The organism is Flavobacterium sp. WC2430, from assembly GCF_040822075.1.
GTDB lineage: Bacteria > Bacteroidota > Bacteroidia > Flavobacteriales > Flavobacteriaceae > Flavobacterium.
The window spans coordinates 1,326,879-1,348,474 of the sequence record NZ_CP162007.1 but is presented as its reverse complement, the minus strand read 5'-3'; the positions used below and the strand labels follow the sequence as shown (position 1 = coordinate 1,348,474).

Here is a 21,596-nt window from a genome sequence, read left to right as displayed (position 1 = left end):
AATTTTAAATTTTAGCTAATTCAACATTATTCAAAACCACTTTATAGTGAATTGTTGCTGTAGGTTCTAATGTTTTAGAAACGGAACAATATTTATCGAAAGACAATTGTGCTGCCTTGGCTGCTTTATCTTCTTTTATGTTTCCTTCTAAGTAAAAAACCAAGTGAATATCTTTAAAAGGTTTTGCTTCTCCTACTTGCACGCGCTCTCCCTCAACCTCAGCTTTGAACGAAGTAATTTCTTGTCTTTGTTTTTTTAGAATCGAAATCATATCGATGGCGCTACATCCTGCAACTCCCATTAACACTAATTCCATCGGACTTGGTCCTTGATCATCGCCACCAAATTCTGGACGGCTATCTACGTTTACAATATGCCCACGTTCGTTTTTTAATTCGAAATGGAAATTGTCATTTACTCTATTTAATGTGATTTTCATAGTTATGCATTTATTTGAACGCGGATGAAACGGATTTGCAAACGCGGATTTTATTATTTTTTTAAATCTGAAATCAAAAATAGTTACTCTACAATCTTAAATCATTACCCTTTATCCGATAATCTTAATATATCTCCAAAAACTCCTCTGGCAGTAACTGCTGAACCTGCTCCAGCTCCTTGAATTACAATTGGTCGATCTCCGTACGACTCCGTATAAATTTCGAAGAAAGAATCAGAACCTTTCAATCCTCCTAAAGCGGTATCCGAAGGTACGGAAACTAATTTTACTTCCAAAATCCCTTTGTCATGCTGCAAATCTCCTGACAATTCTCCAATGTATCTCAAGACATGATTTGGCTTTTGGTCTGTTTTTATTTTATCGTAAATAGGATCAAATTCTTTCAGTTTAGTCAAGAAATCAGCGGCACTTCCTTCACGTAAATGCTCTGGAATTAAATTCTGAATATCAATTTCTTCAAATTCGTTTTGTAAATCCAATTCTCTTGCCAAAATCAACAATTTCCTTCCTACGTCATTCCCACACAAATCCTCTCTTGGGTCTGGTTCAGTATATCCATTATCAATAGCCTCTTTCAATATTTCGCTAAAAGGAACATCCTTAGCCGAGAAATTATTGAATAAATAACTCAATGTTCCTGAGAAAACTCCTTTTATTTTAGTAATATTTTCACCGGAAAGATGCAATAATTTTATCGTGTCAATTAACGGTAAACCTGCACCAACATTGGTTTCATACAAATAATTCTTTTGATTATCAGCCAATACTTTTCTAAGTTCTTTATAAAAACCATAACTCAATGTATTGGCCACTTTATTGGAGGAGATTAAATCAAAACTATTTTCGGCAAGCGGAATATAGTTCTCTACAAACGTTGCACTAGCTGTATTATCAACGGCAATCAAATTCTCTAGATGGTGCTCATTTGCGTAAGCAATTACATCATCAATCGTATATGAAGCACCGTTAGTTTGAATTTCATTTTTCCAGTTAGCCGAAACTCCATTTTTATTCAAAAGGACATTTCTAGAATTAGCAATAGCAAACACATTCAACTTAACGTCTTTTCTTTTTTCGATGGCTTTGGCCGATTCTAAAATTTGATTGATTAATGTTCCACCCACTAATCCATGACCAAAAATGGCAATGTTAATTTTCTTGGCCACTCCAAAAATCTCTCCGTGAATTACGTTCAATGCTTTGTTTAGTTCTGATTTTTTAACCACTAAACTGACATTCTTACCTGTAACAGTATTGTTGAATAAAATAGGAACAATTTTGTTTTTTATCAAAGCCGTATAGGGCTTATGAAAAGTACTTAGATCTTGCCCAATAATCGAAATCACCGATACATTATCAGTCACCGTGATTTTATTGACATCCTTAGAATAAAAATCATTTTCGAATTCTTTTTCTAATTCGATCATGGCTTTTGTCGCTTTATCAGCAGCAACCACAAGACCAATTCCTCTTTCAGAAGAACCTTGCGAAATAATACTTACACTAATATCATTATCACCCATCACTCTAAAAATACGCGCATCAACACCCGTTTTTCCTAGTAATCCTCTTCCTTCTAAATTTACCAAAGACACATTTTCTAAAACAGACAATGTTTTAATTCCTGCAGCATTAGAGTTAGAAGTAATTAACGTTCCTTTATTTTCATGATTAAACGTATTCAGAATTCGAAGTGGAATATTTTTTTCTAATAACGGAATAATTGTTTTCGCATGTAAAATGTTCGCGCCAAAATTAGCCATTTCATTCGCTTCGTTATACGACAACGATTCAATCTTCTTTGCGTCTAAAACCAATTCTGGATTAGCAGTATAAATCCCATCAACATGCGTGAAATTTTGTAATTCCTCGGCATTAATATAATTAGCAATTAATGAAGCAGTATAATTACTTCCGTTTCTACCCAAAGTGGTTGTTTCTTGTTTCCCATTAGAACCAATAAAACCAGTAAGTACTAGAACGAAATCTTTATTTTCTTTAAAAACTTGGATAATATTCTTTTTAGAAAGAGCGTCTAATGGTTGTGCATCACCAAAATTTGAGTCAGTTACAATCAACTCTCTTGTATCAGCCAGCTTTGCAGGAATGTTTTTTTGATTCAATAAAAATACCAATAATTTTGCCGAAAGCACCTCACCTTGCGCTAAAACTTGGTCTTTGATTTTAGGGCTATAATCGCCAATTAAACTTACCCCTTCAAATAGTTTGTCTAGTTTATCATATTCAGCCGAGAAATCTACTGCGTCAAAACCGTCTTTTTGATAGGTTTTAAAACTTTCTAGTAAAGGCTTATAGTTTCCGTTTTTGGCAGCGATGGTTAAAATATCATCAAGCTCATCTGTTGCTTTGCCACGTGCCGAAACTACAACAGCAATTTTTTCTTCTTGCTTTACTTTACTTTCAATAATATCCAAAACTGTATTGATTCCTTCGCCGTTAGCCAAAGATTTTCCACCAAATTTTACTATTTTCATCTGCTTTTTATTTTTAAAAACAACTTCTAATAAATTGTCTAATTGTTCGTATTCCATCAAGAAGGCATCGTGCCCGTGTTGTGAGTCAATCTCACTATAGAATACATTATTTTTAAATTTTTTAATTTCATTGTAGGTTTCTCGATTTTCTTTTGCTGTAAAAAACAAATCCGAATTGATTCCTACAATGTATATATTGGCATCCACTTTTGAAATAATCGATTCTAAAGACTCATGATTCCGAGTAATATCAATTGTTTTCAACAATTGATTCATCATTTTATAAGCAGATAGTTGAAACCTTTTTTCTAGTTTTTCTCCGTGGTAATTCAACCAACTTTCTACTTGAAATGTTTCGAGTTGCACATTGATATCCCTATTAAATTTTTCTTTGAAAGATTCAGGTGTTCGGTAGCACAACATGGCGTGAATACGCGCGTCTTCAATTGGTTTTTTAGAATTATTAAGGATTTGCTCTTGCAAATAACAATTAGCAATCAACCAGTCTGTCGCTTTCCAATCAGTAGCAATAGGAATAAAGTTTTGTGCCAATTTAGGTTCCAAAGCTAAAATTTCCCAAGCAATTCCACCACCCACAGAACCGCCAATGAGAGCAAATAAACTATCAATTTTCAAAAACCGAAGTCCTTCGATGAAAATCCTAGCAATATCTCTGGCGATAAAATCTCTGTAATTCTCTATGGTAGCCGAATTGAAGCCATTACCTGGTACATCAAAAGAGACGATCGTATATTTTCTAGTATCAATAGTTTTATCGACACCCACGATATCATTCCACCAACCTGATTCTCCAATAACTTGTGAATTTCCGGTCAAGGCATGGTTTATTAAAATAATGGGAGCCGTATGCAGCGGAGCACCAAAAATTTGATAACTTAAGTTGAGGCTAGCGTATAATGCACCATTATGGGTGGTGAAATTTTGTAAGGTAATATGTGTTGGTTTATTTTCCAATGTCAAATCTTTTATTGATTTTGATTTGTATTTGGAAATATTAGAAAGAAAAAACTAGGGAATTACTAGAGAATTTCTTGTTGTTATCTTTCCACTTTTGGGAGTGGTAGAATGCAGCACCTTCTTCGATTTCTCAAAGGGTTGCTAAGGCTTCATCGGGTCTAATCCCTCGTCCTTTCTTTATAACATTTCAATACGTTTGTGAACTTAATGATGCAAATTAACTACTAATTTTTTAAACAAACAAATTTTAAACATTCTGATTTTTAGCTAAAAATATATTTAACAAAAAAACGCAAGGCATCGCTGAATATAACTATTCAGAAATTACTCGCGTACAAAAGGGATGTTGAACAACTTCCAATTAAATGAAAAGTGTATCATTTTCTTTTGAATACATTAAAAGTTGTAATGAATTAACTGCTTTTTTAGATTTTTTTGAGTCTGGTATTTCCATTCCCAATCTTGGATTCACTAATTCATCAACAACTAGTCCGTTGTCCGTATTTTTTTTGCCTCTTAAATTCCTTAGAAACCCCAATGTTCTTGAAAATTTGTTAGTTGTATTCATGATAATTATATTTAAGTTAGTTTGTTTTCTCTTTATTATTTTAAAAAAATTTAGATACCAGAATAAAAAAAATCCTTTTGGACAAAATACCAAAAGGATTCAAGTTATATAAAACTTATACTTTTGGAATCAACAGACCTTATCGCAAAACATTGCGACAACTATCTGAATCTTTTTATTTGAAAATATTTTCATTTATTTATTTTTATGAATCGTACTATTTGTATAAATTAAAAAAGCCTCCCAATTGTCTTGGGAGGCTTTTGCTATATTATATATAATTTAAAGCAATAACTAGCTCCCGAATTTCTTCGATAGGACTACAAATTGTTTACAAATATTAAAATTCATCTTTGATATTTTTTACTGAAACAAATATCTTATTTAATTCTGTATCTTCCAAATAATTCACAACTATTTAACGATATTTTCATCTTTAAAATGAAAAACAGAGATACTATTAACAAATAACAGTGATAATGTTATGAAATCAATTACTTTTCCGTTTTAAACTGGCACTCCTGTTACTTTTTTAAAAATCACTACCTCAAACCAGTTGTACTATTTAATTTGATTTTTAATTTAAAAAATAGTTAAGTTTAATTTGCAATTCAAAATGGTTTCATACATTTGCACCCAAATACAAGAGGAAAAATTTGAACTGATTGCAACCTCTTCATAATGAAACGAATTCATTATGAATACTGAAAATTTTTCAGTAGAAAAAATGCTAAAGCAGAAACTCTCCTTTAGCTCGATATTTGCAATTATTTTTCCTCGCTTAATTTTAAAATAAAAATTATTATGGCTTATTTATTTACGTCAGAATCTGTGAGCGAAGGACATCCAGACAAAATTGCAGATCAAATTTCAGACGCATTAATTGATAACTTTTTAGCATTTGACGCTGATTCAAAAGTAGCTTGTGAAACTTTAGTGACTACAGGTCAAGTAATTTTAGCAGGTGAGGTAAAATCAAATACCTATTTAGATGTACAAAACATTGCTCGTGAAGTAATCAGAAAGATCGGTTACACCAAAAGCGAATATATGTTTGAAGCCAATTCTTGTGGTATTCTTTCGGCAATTCACGAACAATCAGCAGATATTAATCAAGGTGTTGACCGTTCTAATCCAGAAGAACAAGGAGCGGGTGATCAAGGAATGATGTTTGGTTACGCTACAAACGAAACAGAGAATTATATGCCATTGGCACTTGATTTATCTCATAAATTATTACAAGAATTAGCCCTATTAAGACGTGAAAATACAGCAATCACTTATTTACGTCCTGACGCTAAATCTCAAGTAACACTTGAATATAGTGATGATAACATCCCAACTCGTATTGACGCGATTGTTATATCAACTCAACATGATGATTTTGACGAAGAAGCGATTATGCTTGCTAAAATCAAGAAAGATATTGTGGAAATCTTGATTCCTAGAATCATTGCAAAAAACCCAAAAAGCGCTCATTTATTTAACGATGCGATTCACTACCACATTAACCCAACAGGTAAATTTGTAATAGGTGGACCTCATGGAGATACTGGTTTGACTGGTAGAAAAATCATTGTGGATACTTACGGTGGAAAAGGTGCTCATGGTGGAGGTGCATTCTCAGGTAAAGACCCTAGTAAAGTAGACAGAAGTGCTGCTTATGCAACTCGACATATCGCTAAAAACTTGGTTGCTGCTGGTATTGCTAGTGAAATTTTAGTACAAGTATCGTACGCTATTGGTGTTGCTAAACCTATGGGAATCTTTATTGAGACCTACGGAACATCAAAATTGAACTTGACTGACGGTGAAATTGCTAAAAAAGTAGAAGCAATCTTTGATATGCGTCCTTACTTTATTGAACAACGCTTAAAATTAAGAAACCCTATCTACAGTGAAACAGCTGCTTACGGACATATGGGACGTACACCTGAAACGGTAACGAAAACTTTTTCTGCTCCAGGAGGATTAACAAAAACTGTTGAAGTTGAGTTGTTCACATGGGAAAAATTAGACTTTGTTGACCAAGTTAAAACGGCTTTTGGATTGTAATTAATTTAAATTCAGTTATACAAAAAACCCAGCTCTTTAGCTGGGTTTTTCATTTTGCACCAGTTATATTCTTATAAAATAAAAAAAATAGTATAATGCTTTTTTTGTAATTTGCCTGCATTATGAAAAACTTGATTGTATTATTTTTTTTTAGCTCGATCGCTACTGTTTTTGGACAGAACAAAATGCTATTTGCTTCAAAGTTAAATTACATTGCAATCGATGCTGATGAATTTATAGGTTACGACCAATTTGGTTTTCATTACACCATTAAAAATAATGTGTTCACCAAAACTAAAGACGGTGAATCGTTAGACTATAAAAATATTGCTTTAGGAAAAATCTCAAAAGTGGACATTCAAAATCCTTTGAAAATTATTTTATTTTACGAAAACTTCAATTCGGTTATCATTTTAGACAATCAATTGAATGAAATTCAAAAGATAAACTTTTCAGAAAACCCAACTCCAATAGTTACAAATGCAGTAGGAATAGCTTCCCAAAACCAATTGTGGGTGTACAATAGTTTGAATCAGCAAATAGGCTTATATGATTATTTAAAAAACGAATATAAATCTATCTCAACTTCGTTTCCTGAAAGTATAAAATACTACCAATCCAATCTTACAACATTTTATTGGGTCGATAAAAAAAACAATTGGTATTCTTGCAACCGTTTTGGCAAAATAACTACAAAGGCAAAAACAGTCAATTTTGATCAAATAGCGATCATCAACGAAAACCAATATCTTATTTCTAATAATTCAACCCTCAGTATTGAGGATATATATAAAAATGAAAAATATGAAATTGAAATTTTAGAAAAAACCTTTAAAAATTTCAGCTACAAAGACCAAATTTTATCTATTTTTACATCAGAGGGAATTACAAATTATAAAATCACAATACCATAATGCACATAGCAGTAGCAGGAAACATTGGATCAGGAAAAACAACTTTAACACGTTTATTAGCAAAACATTTTAAGTGGGAACCCCATTTTGAAGATGTTGTCGACAATCCTTACTTGGATGATTTCTATCATCAAATGGAACGTTGGTCTTTTAATTTACAAATTTATTTCTTGAATAGTCGTTTCCGTCAAGTAATGCAAATTCGTGAAAGTGGTAAAAAAATAATTCAAGATAGAACCATTTATGAAGATGCTCACATCTTTGCTCCCAATCTTTATTCTATGGGATTGATGACAAATCGTGATTTCCAGAATTACAGTTCTCTCTTTGAATTAATGGAATCAACAGTTAAAGCACCCGATTTATTGATTTATTTAAGAAGTTCCATTCCTAACTTAGTGGGCCAAATACATAAACGGGGTCGCGAATACGAATCCACAATTTCTATTGATTATTTGAGTCGCTTGAACGAACGCTATGAAGCATGGATTCATACTTATGATAGAGGGAAGTTACTTATTATAGACGTTGATAATATTAATTTTGTCGACAACCCAGAAGATTTAGGAGGCATCATACATCGTATTGACACCGAAATAAACGGATTATTTTAGTCCTTTCCCCGACTCTATTGCTAGGAAAAAGGAACCATAACTCAATTAAAATATATAACGAAAAATGCCTCACTTTCATGAGGCATTTTTCGTTATAAGTAAATAGCATTACTTCAAAGCATCAATTTTTGCCTGAACCTCAGCATCCGTGCCTTCAAAAACTTGGGTATCTATTTTTCCATTAACAGTTGTAGTTACTGTTCCTACAACAGTTCCGTTTACACTTGTTTTTTCAATCATTATTTGTTTAGAGACTTCTTCATGCATCATTTTATTCCCTGACATCATGTGTTCACAAGATGGATTTGTACATCCTTTTGCAATACATTCTTCTTTAGACATCGAAGTACATGCCCCAGTTGTCATACAACAACTAGCCTTAGAATCAGAAATAGTATGACTACCATTACCTAAAATTGGTGCCATAACTAATCCTATCAAACAAGTAAGTTTAATTAAAATATTCATAGATGGCCCTGAAGTATCTTTGAATGGGTCACCTACAGTATCTCCAGTTACTGCTGCTTTATGCGCATCAGATCCTTTATACGTCATTTCTCCATTAATTAGAACACCTGCCTCAAAGGATTTCTTAGCGTTATCCCAAGCACCACCAGCATTATTTTGAAAAACAGCCCAAAGTACTCCAGAAACGGTTACACCAGCCATATAACCTCCAAGCATCTCCGCAATCAATTGGTTATTATCGCCATAAACTACTTTACCAAGTATTACAATTGCAATCGGAAAACCAATGGTCAAGATTCCCGGCAACATCATTTCACGTAATGCGGCTTTTGTAGAAATATCAACACATTTTGCATATTCGGGTTTGCCAGTTCCTTCCATAATTCCAGGAATTTCTTTAAACTGACGACGCACTTCGTACACCATATCCATAGCAGCTTTTCCTACCGAATTCATCGCTAATGCGGAGAAAACCACTGGTATCATTCCACCCACAAATAGCATGGCCAAAACAGGTGCTTTAAAAATATTAATTCCATCAATCCCTGTAAAAGTTACATATGCAGCAAATAAAGCCAATGAAGTCAATGCTGCAGAAGCTATAGCAAAACCTTTACCAGTTGCCGCTGTAGTATTCCCTACAGAGTCTAAAATATCTGTTCTAGTACGTACTTCTTTTGGCAATTCGCTCATTTCAGCAATTCCACCAGCATTATCAGATATCGGTCCAAAAGCATCAATTGCTAATTGCATCGCTGTAGTCGCCATCATTGCCGAAGCTGCTAAAGCCACACCGTAAAATCCTGCAAAAGCATATGAAGTCCAAATCGCGGCTGCGAATAATAAAACTGTTGGAAAAGTAGAAATCATTCCTGTTGCTAATCCTGCAATAACATTAGTTCCAGCTCCAGTACTTGATTTTTGTACAATTGCCATTACTGGTTTTGTACCCAATCCTGTATAATACTCCGTTACTGATGAAATTGTTGCCCCAACTACTAAACCTACGATAGTAGCGTAGAATACGCGCATTGAAGAGATATCCTGTATTCCTTCACCAAAAAATTCCATTTTCATTGTTGTAGGTAACATATATTGCACTAAAAAATAACAAGCAATGGTAGTTAAACCAATAGAAACCCAGTTCCCGATGTTTAACGCTTTTTGGACTTGAGCTTCTTTAGCATTCACATCAGTAATTTTTACCAGCATCGTTCCGATGATGGAAAACAATATTCCGAAACCAGCAATAGCCATCGGTAATAATATAGGACCGATTCCTCCAAAGGCATCCTCGATTTTCCCACCCATATCTTTGATAACATAATTACCCAGTACCATAGCCGCTAAAACGGTAGCTACGTAAGAACCAAATAAATCGGCCCCCATACCTGCTACATCTCCTACATTATCCCCCACATTATCAGCAATAGTTGCTGGATTACGAGGATCATCTTCAGGAATACCTGCTTCTACTTTACCTACTAAATCAGCGCCAACATCGGCTGCTTTAGTATAAATACCACCTCCTACACGAGCAAACAAAGCGATAGATTCAGCACCAAGTGAGAACCCCGCTAATGTCTCTAGAACAATTGTCATGTCTTCATTAGAAGTCCAAACCCCATTCATGAAGTAATGAAAAAAGAAAATAAAGAAAGAAGTTAACCCTAGAACGGCCAAACCTGCTACACCTAATCCCATTACTGTGCCACCACCAAAAGAAACTTTTAAAGCTTGTGGCAAACTAGTACGAGCGGCTTGTGTTGTTCTTACATTTGTTTTAGTTGCTATTTTCATTCCCATATTCCCCGCAAGGGCAGAAAAAAAAGCTCCAAAAACAAAAGCTACCACGATTAATATATTTGTAGTCGGTACAAAATAAGAAACACCTGCCAATGCAATACTTGCTCCTATTACGAAAAATGTTAATAACCTATATTCTGCTTTAAGAAATGCTAATGCTCCTTCGTAGATATGATCTGAAATCTCTTTCATTTTTCCATCTCCAGGATCTTGTTTTAAAACCCAAGCTCTTTTAACCCACATAAACAGAAGTCCAACAAATGCCATTACTATTGGCAAGTAAATCATAATTGTATTCATAAATTCGTTTTGGTTTTTGGTTAATAATCAATAGTATAGGAAACGAATTTAAATAAAAAAAGCAATACTCTTTATAGAATATTGCTTTTTTTGTAAAATTTATAGGATAAAATTATTTAATACTAAATAATCCCTCTGGTTTGTTTTCGATTTGATTAAAACGATCTGTACATTTTTTTATAATGTCATACGCTTCACCTACATCTCCCCATCCACCAACATCAACTGTTTTGTTTTCAAGATCTTTGTATACTTGAAAGAAATGTTCAATTTCTTTTAGTAAGTGTGGATTCATATCAGACAAATCATTTAATGAATTCCAAATTGGATCTGAAACTGGTACGCAAATTACTTTTTCATCTGGTCCTTTATCATCTGCCATGTGGAAAACACCAATTGGCTTTACTTCCATTACACATCCTGGAAAAGTTGGTTCATTTACTAAAACCAATACATCAAGTGGATCTCCATCTAAAGCTAAAGTTTCAGGAATGAAACCATAATCAGCTGGATACATCATTGAAGAGAATAACATTCTATCAAAACGCATTCTTTTTATTTCGAAATCATACTCGTATTTATTTCTACTTCCTCTTGGGATTTCGATTAACACATCGAAAGTTGTTATTTTGTCTGCAGTCATTTTATTATATTGTCTTAAATTCTATATCTATGCGTGAGCAAAAGTAAGGTAAAAACACATTTATTACAAGAATTATTTATCTTAAAACACAATGAGACAAAAGCTTTACAATTTATCAACGAGAAAGGACAAAAGTGTTTTCTTTAAATAATAATGTTACAATTAAAAAGAATATTACCATCGCCTTTGAACTCTATTTTTTTAGCCCAGATAGCAGTGAAAATCCTTTTCTTTTTTTCTTTAAAAAAGAAAAGATTGAAACGAATAGCTGGATATAGCTCCAGATACTGAAACAAGTTCAGCATAAATTAAAAATAGAAACCAAAAGATCCTTTCACTGAAAAACGCTGTGTATCTGGTGTATTTAAATAACTTCCTCTCCAAGCAAAATCGATTCTAAATACTTTGAAGATATTACCGATTCCAGCACTATATTCCCAATACACATTTTCTGGAGCTACATAATTTAAACCCGAAGCGTTAATGGCTCTATTGGCATCTGAAATGGTTCCATAAACACCTTTTGCCCCTATTATTTCTCTCCAGTTGAGTTTTCTCATAAATGGAATTCTAGAGAAAATTCGTCCTCCAAAGTTATGTTCCCATTGTAATGTAGCATATTGATCTGTTACAAACTCATAAAAATTAAGATTGCTAAACGTATTTTCAATTGTAAAATAAGTTTGATTTCCTGGAATCACACTCATCAAACCAAGTGGAATAGTACCAAAAGTTTTACCCACTTCCATAATCACATTTGAACGACCTAGTGGTCCTATAATTATAGGTTGCTTATAATACAATTGAATTTTTTCGTACTTAAAATCACTATTCAACAAACCTTTAAAACCATGACTGTAATTGACATAAAAACGACTAAATGGACTATCAACATTAGAACGTTCTACTCCATAACCAATTGTTTTCCTATTAGGTGTATATTCAACCTGAAAATTAACTTCGGATTGTTTTACATCACTTTTAATAGATGTATTTGTTGCATCTGTAAAATAATCCAAACTAAAAGTAGGAGATGCAGACTCTAATGTTCTATATGAAAAACCAGCTTGGAACGTAAGATTTTTAATGGGTTCCATTTCGACACCCACATTTGTCAGGTTTATATTAGTCAATTTACCATTACTTCCTGATGAAAAAACAGATGACGAAGCAAAACTTCTACCCAAAACATCATTTGTTGTGGTTAAACTTGCTCCAATTTGTTCAATATCTCTTCTATTACCCCCAGAAATTATGATTCTCTTTTTCTTATCCACCATCCATTTCCCAGACAGGCCATACTTGAATTTATTGTCATCAAAACCATAAGCAGTATACCCTTGTAATCTCCAAGCATCATTAGGCCCAAAATAAGTCCTTCCTCCTGCTCTCAAACGCACTCCTTCTACTTCATTGTAACCAAAAGAAGAAAAAATTGGACCATAATCAAAATGACCTATGGGTATATAACCGCTCCCAAGTACCTGAACTAAACTATAAATTTGCTTAAACTTCTTGACGGTTTGCAAGGTATCCAGCATTTTATAAACCCCTTTTTCATCTTTATTCAGATTTTCAAACCTGTTTTCTTCCCAGAATTCATCTGATTTATTGTAAACTTCATTATCAATATAATTTACCTCATCTTTATAAAAAGCAGTAGGTTTTTCTATATTAAATTTATGATTTTGATACAATGTAGTTCGCTTACCATAGACCCCCTTTGATTCGTCTTTTTTATTCAAGGCAAAATCCGACATCATATAATCTCGAGTTAAGAGAAAAATAGAGTCGTTTTGCACTTCAAATTCTTGTTCGATATAAATATCTTTCACCCAGTTAATATTGGCGCTTTTTGTCACTGCCATATTAATTTTTTTAATTGCAAATGTGGTATCACTAACCCAAAAGTCCCCCTTGAAAGTCAATTCGTTTTTCCGTCTCGGATAAAATAAAATATTATAGCACCATTTTTTATCAATATACGCGCTATCTCTTAGGATATAATTATAGGTATCTATCCCCGTTTTAGACAATGGACTGGTAAAACTTTTATCAAAAAAAGTGAGGTGATTATTATAAATATCGTAATCCGAATACAAATCTTTCACAAAAGATAAAATTTGTTGATTGTCACTAAATCCAGAGTTTTTATTTGCTTTTATTTTCTCTTTAACCTTATTAATTTTATTATTTCCATAAACATCATATAAGGACTCATTTATAAAAATGGGCAGATACGTTTTCCCTGTAACGTTTGAAGTATCTATGTGATTAAAAATAAACTCCATTCCTTTGAAAAGTTTATTCTTCATAAACGCACTATCAATTGTGTTCATGTCAAATTCTACTTTTTCATATTTCTCCATTTGATATTGATCAAATTGAGAAAGACCATTTTTACGTTTTCTCTCCCAAATTTTTCGAAGAATATCAAGAGCAGGATTGTTTTTTTTTGAAGTTTTTCCAGTAAAAATAACAACCTCTTTTAAACTTTCGGCTTCGTTTATTTGTACTTTAAAATCATAGTTAATTAATTTTGGCAAAGAAATTTCTTTATCCGAATATCCAACCGAAGTAACAATTAAGGCGGTGTAGTTTTTAGCAGACTCGATATAGAAACGCCCGTCTTCATTTGACAAAACACCAGTATTAGAATCCTTAAAAATTACATTTGCAAAAGGAACTGGTTGATTTGATTTATCAACAACAATCCCACTAACTTTAGTTTGCCCTATTATGACATTTGTTAACAACAACAAAAACAATAGTATATTCTTCTTCATAATTCAACTTTAAAAAAAAAACTTCATCACACTAACGCATGATGAAGCCTTTATAGTATTTGTAAACGTATTATTTTTTATACATCACTTTTTTAACCGCTTTAATTACATCATCAGCGTTTGGCAACCATTCCTTCAACAAAACTGGAGAATATGGTGCTGGAGTATCTGCAGTAGTAATTCTTTGAATTGGTGCATCAAGAAAATCAAAAGCACGTTCTTGAACTACATAAGTAATCTCAGAAGCAACACTTGCAAAAGGCCAAGCTTCTTCAAGTACAACTAATCTATTTGTTTTTCGTACCGAAGTTAAAACTGTTTCATAATCTAACGGACGAACCGTTCTTAAATCTACGATTTCACAAGAAATTCCTTCTTTAGCTAATTCTTCAGCAGCTATATGTGCTTCTTTAATAATCTTACCAAAAGAAACGATAGTTACATCAGTCCCTGCACGTTTAATATCAGCAACTCCTAGTGGAATCGTATATTCTCCTTCAGGAACCTCGCCTTTGTCACCATACATTTGCTCTGACTCCATGAAAATAACGGGGTCATTATCACGAATCGCCGCTTTTAATAATCCTTTTGCATCATAAACAGTAGATGGAACTACTACTTTAAGACCAGGAGTATTAGCAAACCAATTTTCTAAAGCTTGCGAGTGTGTTGCTCCTAATTGCCCTGCAGAAGCAGTTGGTCCACGAAAAACGATAGGCACATTGAATTGTCCTCCTGTCATTTGACGCATTTTGGCAGCATTATTAATAATTTGATCTATACCAACTAAACAAAAATTGAAAGTCATGTATTCTACAATTGGTCTACAACCATTCATTGCTGAACCCACTGCAATCCCTGTAAAACCAAGCTCTGCAATAGGAGTATCAATAACTCTTTTCTCTCCAAATTCGGCTAACATTCCTTTAGATGCCTTATAAGCACCATTATATTCAGCAACTTCTTCACCCATTAAGTAAATAGACTCATCATGACGCATTTCTTCGCTCATTGCTTCGCAAATGGCCTCTCTAAATTGTATCGTTCTCATATTTGATATTGTATCAGTGTAATTTTCGAAAAGCAAAAATAAATATTTAAAATCATTTAATGCAAAATTACAACAAAATAATGATATGTTATTTTCAGTAATTTGTTATATCATCCTGATTAATAAAGAACCCAAATATATACTCATTTCATTTCCTAGTTCCGAAATCGTAATAGTTAATTGAAAATATTATGCATGCATAGTATATTATTCGAATTATTATTTTAAATTTGTAACAGAAATTAAGAAAATAAAACATACAACCATGAAAATATTAGTTTGCATCAGCCATGTTCCTGATACTACTTCGAAAATTAATTTCGTCAATGGCGACTCAGAATTTGACACCAATGGCGTACAATATGTAATCAATCCAAATGATGAATTTGGTTTAACTAGAGCTATTTGGTTCCAAGAAAAACAAGGAGCTACAGTAACTGTTGTCAATGTTGGAGGTCCAGAGACGGAGCCTACGTTAAGAAAAGCGTTAGCTATTGGTGCAAACGAAGCAATTCGAATCAACGCCAATCCAACTGATGGTTTTTTTGTTGCTAAACAACTAGCCGAAGTAATCAAAACTGGAGGTTATGACTTAGTTATAGCAGGAAAAGAATCACTAGATTATAATGGAGGAATGGTTCCTGGAATGATTGCAGGAATTTTAGGCTATAACTTCCTTAATTCATGTACAGATATTACAGTTGATGGTACAAATGTAAAAGCAGTTCGTGAAATTGATGGAGGTAAAGAAACTGTCTCAACTAGTTTACCATTAATTATTGGTGGTCAAAAAGGATTAGTTGAAGAAAAAGACTTACGCATTCCAAACATGAGAGGAATTATGACCGCGAGATCAAAAGCTTTAGCAGTTGTAGAACCTGTTGATGCTCCAATAAACACAAAGGCAGTAAAGTTTGAAAAACCAGCAGCTAAATCAGCAGTAAAATTAATTTCTGCAGATAATTTAGATGAGTTAATCGACTTATTACATAACGAAGCAAAAGTAATATAATTTTAAATTATGAATTTTAAATTGTGAATTAACATTCTCAAATACATTTAAAATTTATAATTCAACATTTAAAATAAAAAATCATGTCAATATTAATATATGCAGAATCAGCAGAAGGAAAATTCAAAAAAGTAGCTTTTGAATTGGCTTCTTATGCAAAAAAAGTAGCTGAAACATTAGGAACAACTGTGACAGCTGTCACTGTTAACGCAGGAGACGTTTCAGAATTAGCAAAATACGGAGTGGACAAAGTATTAAAAGTTAGCTATGATAAGTTGAGTGGTTTTACAGCCAAAGCTTACGCTGATGTTATTAAACAAGCAGCACAAAAAGAAAATGCTAAAGTAGTTCTACTATCTTCAACAACTGACAGCATTTACTTATCTTCACTTGTAGCAGTAGCTTTAGAAGCTGGTTATGCTTCAAATGTAGTTGGACTTCCAGTAAGCACTGCTCCATTTCAAGTAAAAAGAAATGCTTTTTCAAACAAAGCATTCAACACAACAGAAATCACAACGGATGTAAAAGTATTAGGACTTGCTAAAAACTCCTACGGGATTTTTGAAAATGCTTCCACATTAACTGAAGAAAATTTCAACCCAACAATTGGAGAAAATGATTTTAGTGTAAAAGTAGAATCAGTAGAAAAAGTATCTGGAAAAGTATCTATTGCAGATGCAGACATTGTAGTATCTGCAGGTCGCGGATTAAAAGGACCTGAAAATTGGGGTATGATTGAAGAATTAGCATCAGTTCTAGGAGCCGCTACAGCATGTTCAAAACCAGTTTCTGATTTAGGTTGGAGACCTCACAGTGAACACGTAGGGCAAACAGGTAAACCAGTTGCAACGAACCTGTATATAGCAATTGGAATTTCTGGAGCTATACAGCATATTGCAGGAATTAGCTCTTCAAAAGTAAAAGTTGTTATCAATAGCGACCCAGATGCACCTTTCTTTAAAGTTGCTGATTATGGAGTTGTAGGAGACGCATTTGACATCGTACCCAGATTGATAGAAAAACTAAAAGCATTCAAATTACAACACTCTTAATAATACTATATTGTTAAATAAATAAGCTGCCTGAAACAAGATAATTGTATCTTTGTAAACAGGCAGTTTTTTTGTGTCCTTTTTTTTTATTAAAATTGCACTGAATTTAACAACAATTCCCAATCTCTAAATAAGTACTTTGTACTATTCATTTCAGCAATTATGAGCTTAGTAAAATTATCCATCAAAGGAATTTCATACAGCCAAACACAAAATGGAGCATATGCTTTAATTTTGAATGAAGTTGATGGTGAGAGAAAGTTACCTATCGTAATAGGAGCTTTCGAAGCGCAATCAATAGCAATTGCACTAGAAAAAGAAATCAAACCACCACGTCCATTAACACACGATTTGTTTAAAAATTTTGCTGAGAGATTTGATATCGTGGTGAAACAAGTTATCATACACAAACTAGTTGACGGCGTTTTTTATTCGAGTATTATTTGCGAAAGAGACAAAATAGAAGAAATAATTGATGCAAGAACATCCGATGCTATTGCTTTAGCATTGCGTTTTAATGCGCCCATTTATACTTATAAAAATATTCTTGACAAGGCGGGTATATACTTAAAAGCAAACCCACAAGAAGCTGACAAAGATTCGCAAGAAATTGATGACATTCTTTCAAATCCTGAAACTTTTGGACAAGAAGAAGAAAGCAGTCAATCAAACAGAGCCTATATTAAACACAGTCTACAAGAATTAAGTGAACTACTAGAACAAGCTGTTGCTCACGAAGATTATGAAAAAGCAGCAAAAATTAGAGACGAAATTTCAAAAAGAGAATCGTAATTAAAATAAGCAATAGGCTATATATTTAAAGCAAATAAACTTCAGCACAAAGTATAAAAAAATGAAGCAATATTTAGATTTAGTACAACACGTAATGGAAAACGGTTGTCAAAAAGGAGACCGAACTGGAACTGGTACAAAAAGTGTATTTGGTCACCAAATGCGTTTTGATTTAAGTGAAGGGTTCCCCATGGTTACTACAAAAAAGCTACATTTAAAATCAATCATTTATGAACTACTTTGGTTTTTAAAAGGAGATACCAATATAAAATATTTACAAGACAACGGTGTTAAAATTTGGGATGCTTGGGCTGATGAAAATGGTAATTTAGGCCCTGTTTATGGGCATCAATGGCGCAATTGGAATAGTGAAGAAATAGATCAAATAAAAGATCTAATTACTGAACTAAAGACCAATCCAAATAGCCGAAGAATGATCGTTTCAGCATGGAATCCATCTGTTCTACCAGATACTTCAAAAACATTTGACGAAAATGTAGCCAACAATAAGGCCGCACTTCCTCCCTGTCATGCATTTTTTCAATTTTATGTATCAAACGGCAAACTTTCTTGCCAATTGTATCAAAGAAGTGCAGATATATTTCTAGGAGTTCCTTTTAACATAGCTTCCTATGCATTGCTTACCATGATGATTGCTCAAGTTTGCGATTTAGAAGCTGGAGAATTTATCCATACTTTTGGAGACGCGCACATTTACAACAATCATTTTGAACAATTAGAACTACAATTGTCTCGCGAACCAAAACAATTACCAAAAATGATTTTAAACCCTGCTATAAAAGACATCTTCCAATTTGGTTATGATGATTTTACATTAGAAGGCTACGAACCACACGCTCTAATAAAAGGAAGTGTTGCTGTATAAAAAAAATGTTTTAGAAGCCTACACCTCTAAAACACTATTTTCAGCTCCAGCAAATTCATTCCATTTGAAAGAATCAGCTTCATCATCATTAACGAAAACACCGTCAATTACATATTTAAACTCATAAGAAGCACCTTTATCCACATTAAAGACTCCTTTAAAAGTACCATTTTTCAACTTACTTAATGCACCTTCTTCTGGACACCAATTGTTAAAATCTCCAACAACTGAAGCATTACTTGCCTCTTTTGCTTCTACAGAAAAAGTAACTTTACAAACTGGTTTCGTTTTTATAAATTGTTTCTTAACAGACATAACTATTTCATTTTTAATATTATGCGACAAAGAAAACAAATTCATTTGAACTTTTAACAATCGGCACGAACTTTTAAGAGTATAGTCTAAAGAATGTTAAATTATAAACAATTTTCTAATCATTCAAATGTTAAATTACATAAAAAAAAAGAGAAAACGTTTTCTTAATAAATATTACCTTAGCTGAATAGTGACTTTAAATTTAAAATTTTATCTTTATAAACTAAAATTCAACTTATGGAAAGGGGACAACATGAATTATATGAATATGCCAGGAAAAGATTAAAACAAAAAAAAAGGCTGTATTTTCATTTTGTTGTTTTGTTTTTAGCTAGTTTATTTTTATTCGTTTCTACTAAAATTTTAAATTTTGGAATTAATTCAAACTGGTATATCTGGATAATTACGATTTGGTTTTTCTTATTTCTTTTACACTTTATTAAAGTATACATTACCGATCGCTTTATGAATAAGAACTGGGAACGAGACCAAATAGATCGTCTTGTTGCTTTACAGCAAAAAAAAATAGAAGAATTACAATCACAAATAACCGAAGAACCCTCTAAACTAGCACAATAGAAAATGATTATAATGATTGCGGCAGCCGCTGAAAATAATGCCCTTGGAAAAAACAATGAATTAGTTTGGCATTTACCTAATGATTTCAAAAGATTTAAAAACCTTACTTCGGGACATCATATCATTATGGGAAGAAAAACATTTGAAAGCTTCCCAAAGCCACTTCCTAACAGAACACATGTTGTAATAACCCGTCAAGAAAACTATACCCCAGAGGGATGTATTGTAGTTAACAGCATGGAAAAAGCAATTGAAATTTGCCCAAAAGAGGAGAACACGTATATAATTGGAGGAGGAGAAATATATGATTTAGGAATTCCCTTTTCAGATAAAATAGAACTGACATTGGTTCACCATACTTTTGAAGCCGATGCCTTTTTCCCAATAATAAACAAGGAACAATGGGAGATAATAAATTCTGAGTTTCAACAAAAAGACGAAAAGCATCTTTTTGATTTTACTTATCAAACTTACATTAGAAAATAAATAAAAACACCCCATTTTACTGGGGTGTTTTTATTAAACTCAATGATTGGGAAAAAATGATTTACTCTTGAAACATAATTTGATAACATAATAAAAAAATCACAAATGTCAACAACACTCCAGAAATGAAGGTGATAACATTTGCTGTTTTCTGAGAATACATCTCAAAAAAGCCTTTAATACCAAATACCACGAAGGTACTAAAGACAAAGAAAATTAAAATTTCCAAAAACAAATTTAATCCTAAGAACGTATGTTGCGCTAAAAATACATTACTGTTTTTTAAAACAGCACCATCAAAACAGCTCACAAGAACAAGTGAAATTACTAGCGCAAGAAGTAACCACTTGATTTGGATCATTAATTCCCTTTTAATCATTGAATAATATCATACTTTTATTTTGTAAAATTCGGCAATATTAATGGACGCCACAATACCCACTTTTAGTGATATTTCGTTTTTTTTATTAATAATAGATTCTCATGATTGCGGCAAAACGAAACAAAAAACTGTCCTAAAACTTTTATATATTTTAGAATAGTCAATTACAGTTCAAAATAGATTGTATTATATTTGTAAAAAAATAAAAAATGTCAAAAAACATAACTCCATATAAAGACTCTTCTCTAGGCAAAAAAGAACAAGTTGCAAAAATGTTTGATACAATCTCTGGTAATTACGATAATTTGAATCGTGTTATTTCCTTTGGAATAGATGTTAAATGGCGTAAAAAAGTTTTAGATATAGTATCTAAGGCAAATCCAAATGTAATTTTAGACATTGCAACAGGAACAGGAGACTTAGCTATTTTAATGGCTCAAACAAAAGCAACAAAAATAATAGGACTAGATATTTCTGCTGGAATGCTAGAAGTTGGCGTAAAAAAAATAGCCGATAAAAAACTTTCTAATACAATTGAAATGGTATTAGGAGATTCAGAAAAAATGCCCTTTGACGACAACTTTTTTGATGCAATAACAGTCGCTTTTGGCGTTAGAAATTTTGAAACTCTTGAAAAAGGACTTGTTGAAATCCTAAGAGTATTAAAACCTAATGGTGTTTTTGTTATTTTAGAAACATCAGTTCCAGATAAAACTCCTTACAAACAAGGCTACAATTTTTATAGTAAAAACATACTACCACTTATTGGAAAGTTATTTTCAAAAGATGATGTTGCCTATGGTTATTTATCTGAATCAGCAGCGGCATTTCCATATGGAGAGGCTTTGAACAATATTTTAAGAAAAGTTGGGTTTATAGATGTAGTAGCTATGCCACAAACTTTTGGAGTAGCTACAATTTATTCCGCTTCTAAAAAATAATATTGATTGTTAT

The 21,596-nt window shown here is 32.7% G+C and carries 18 protein-coding genes, 1 pseudogene and 1 riboswitch; of the genes and pseudogenes, 10 read left to right on the top strand and 9 right to left on the bottom strand.

Annotated features, from left to right (window positions below; all coding sequences use genetic code 11):
* Positions 1-4 precede the first annotated feature (4 nt).
* The 3 genes from AB3G36_RS05810 to AB3G36_RS05800 form a co-directional block, all read right to left on the bottom strand.
* Positions 5-439: an OsmC family protein gene (locus AB3G36_RS05810; RefSeq protein ID WP_367756921.1), complete on the bottom strand. Its 435-nt coding sequence runs from the start codon at positions 437-439 to the stop codon at positions 5-7.
* 104 nt (positions 440-543) lie between these two features.
* A complete protein-coding gene (gene thrA, locus AB3G36_RS05805) occupies positions 544-3,930 on the bottom strand; it encodes a bifunctional aspartate kinase/homoserine dehydrogenase I (protein ID WP_367756919.1) in 3,387 nt (1,128 codons plus the stop codon).
* 80 nt (positions 3,931-4,010) lie between these two features.
* A riboswitch (SAM riboswitch) is annotated at positions 4,011-4,119 on the bottom strand.
* Positions 4,120-4,294: 175 nt separating this feature from the next.
* Positions 4,295-4,501, bottom strand: coding sequence for a hypothetical protein (locus AB3G36_RS05800; RefSeq protein ID WP_367756916.1), 207 nt, complete (start codon positions 4,499-4,501; stop codon positions 4,295-4,297).
* A gap of 804 nt (positions 4,502-5,305) precedes the next feature.
* Here AB3G36_RS05800 and metK point away from each other — a divergent pair.
* The 3 genes from metK (at position 5,306) to AB3G36_RS05785 (ending at position 8,084) form a co-directional block, all read left to right on the top strand.
* Positions 5,306-6,556 (top strand): methionine adenosyltransferase, encoded by a 1,251-nt coding sequence (metK, locus tag AB3G36_RS05795; RefSeq protein WP_367756913.1) that lies wholly within the window; start codon positions 5,306-5,308, stop codon positions 6,554-6,556.
* A gap of 122 nt (positions 6,557-6,678) precedes the next feature.
* Entirely contained in the window at positions 6,679-7,470 is a 792-nt protein-coding gene (locus AB3G36_RS05790) for a hypothetical protein (RefSeq protein WP_367756911.1), read from the top strand.
* Positions 7,470-8,084, top strand: coding sequence for a deoxynucleoside kinase (locus AB3G36_RS05785; protein WP_367756910.1), 615 nt, complete (start codon positions 7,470-7,472; stop codon positions 8,082-8,084). Before AB3G36_RS05790 ends, AB3G36_RS05785 begins: the two co-directional genes overlap by 1 nt.
* 108 nt (positions 8,085-8,192) lie before the next feature.
* Here the strand turns inward: AB3G36_RS05785 and AB3G36_RS05780 are convergent, their stop codons facing one another.
* From AB3G36_RS05780 to AB3G36_RS05765, 4 genes are all read right to left on the bottom strand, one after another.
* A complete protein-coding gene (locus AB3G36_RS05780) occupies positions 8,193-10,658 on the bottom strand; it encodes a sodium-translocating pyrophosphatase (protein ID WP_367756908.1) in 2,466 nt (821 codons plus the stop codon).
* Positions 10,659-10,770: 112 nt separating this feature from the next.
* Positions 10,771-11,301, bottom strand: a complete 531-nt coding sequence (locus AB3G36_RS05775; protein ID WP_367756906.1) for an inorganic diphosphatase — start codon at positions 11,299-11,301, stop codon at positions 10,771-10,773.
* Positions 11,302-11,609: 308 nt separating this feature from the next.
* Positions 11,610-14,087: a DUF5686 family protein gene (locus AB3G36_RS05770; protein ID WP_367756904.1), complete on the bottom strand. Its 2,478-nt coding sequence runs from the start codon at positions 14,085-14,087 to the stop codon at positions 11,610-11,612.
* A 70-nt stretch (positions 14,088-14,157) separates the two neighbouring features.
* Entirely contained in the window at positions 14,158-15,138 is a 981-nt protein-coding gene (locus AB3G36_RS05765) for a pyruvate dehydrogenase complex E1 component subunit beta (protein WP_367756902.1), read from the bottom strand.
* Positions 15,139-15,403: 265 nt separating this feature from the next.
* Between AB3G36_RS05765 and AB3G36_RS05760 the strand changes: the two genes are divergently transcribed.
* The 4 genes from AB3G36_RS05760 (at position 15,404) to AB3G36_RS05745 (ending at position 18,880) form a co-directional block, all read left to right on the top strand.
* On the top strand, positions 15,404-16,150 hold the full coding sequence (locus tag AB3G36_RS05760; protein WP_367756900.1) for an electron transfer flavoprotein beta subunit/FixA family protein: 747 nt from the start codon (positions 15,404-15,406) through the stop codon (positions 16,148-16,150).
* Positions 16,151-16,233: 83 nt separating this feature from the next.
* Complete coding sequence (locus AB3G36_RS05755) at positions 16,234-17,202, top strand: electron transfer flavoprotein subunit alpha/FixB family protein (protein WP_367756898.1); 969 nt, start codon at positions 16,234-16,236, stop codon at positions 17,200-17,202.
* A 162-nt stretch (positions 17,203-17,364) separates the two neighbouring features.
* Entirely contained in the window at positions 17,365-17,994 is a 630-nt protein-coding gene (locus AB3G36_RS05750) for a bifunctional nuclease domain-containing protein (RefSeq protein WP_367756896.1), read from the top strand.
* 61 nt (positions 17,995-18,055) lie between these two features.
* A complete protein-coding gene (locus tag AB3G36_RS05745) occupies positions 18,056-18,880 on the top strand; it encodes a thymidylate synthase (protein ID WP_367756894.1) in 825 nt (274 codons plus the stop codon).
* A gap of 18 nt (positions 18,881-18,898) precedes the next feature.
* Here the strand turns inward: AB3G36_RS05745 and AB3G36_RS05740 are convergent, their stop codons facing one another.
* Entirely contained in the window at positions 18,899-19,195 is a 297-nt protein-coding gene (locus AB3G36_RS05740) for an isoamylase early set domain-containing protein (RefSeq protein WP_367756892.1), read from the bottom strand.
* 237 nt (positions 19,196-19,432) lie between these two features.
* Here AB3G36_RS05740 and AB3G36_RS05735 point away from each other — a divergent pair.
* Together AB3G36_RS05735 and AB3G36_RS05730 are read left to right on the top strand one after the other, a co-directional pair.
* Positions 19,433-19,642 (top strand): annotated as a pseudogene (locus AB3G36_RS05735) (2TM domain-containing protein); the annotation flags it as partial.
* Between the two features lie 135 nt (positions 19,643-19,777).
* Positions 19,778-20,260, top strand: a complete 483-nt coding sequence (locus AB3G36_RS05730) for a dihydrofolate reductase (RefSeq protein WP_367756890.1) — start codon at positions 19,778-19,780, stop codon at positions 20,258-20,260.
* A gap of 61 nt (positions 20,261-20,321) precedes the next feature.
* On the opposite strand, the gene AB3G36_RS05725 is transcribed toward AB3G36_RS05730, so the two are convergent.
* Positions 20,322-20,621 (bottom strand): hypothetical protein, encoded by a 300-nt coding sequence (locus AB3G36_RS05725; RefSeq protein ID WP_367756888.1) that lies wholly within the window; start codon positions 20,619-20,621, stop codon positions 20,322-20,324.
* Between the two features lie 230 nt (positions 20,622-20,851).
* On the opposite strand from AB3G36_RS05725, the gene ubiE reads away from it, so the two are divergent.
* Entirely contained in the window at positions 20,852-21,583 is a 732-nt protein-coding gene (gene ubiE / locus AB3G36_RS05720) for a bifunctional demethylmenaquinone methyltransferase/2-methoxy-6-polyprenyl-1,4-benzoquinol methylase UbiE (protein WP_367756886.1), read from the top strand.
* Positions 21,584-21,596: the final 13 nt, after the last annotated feature.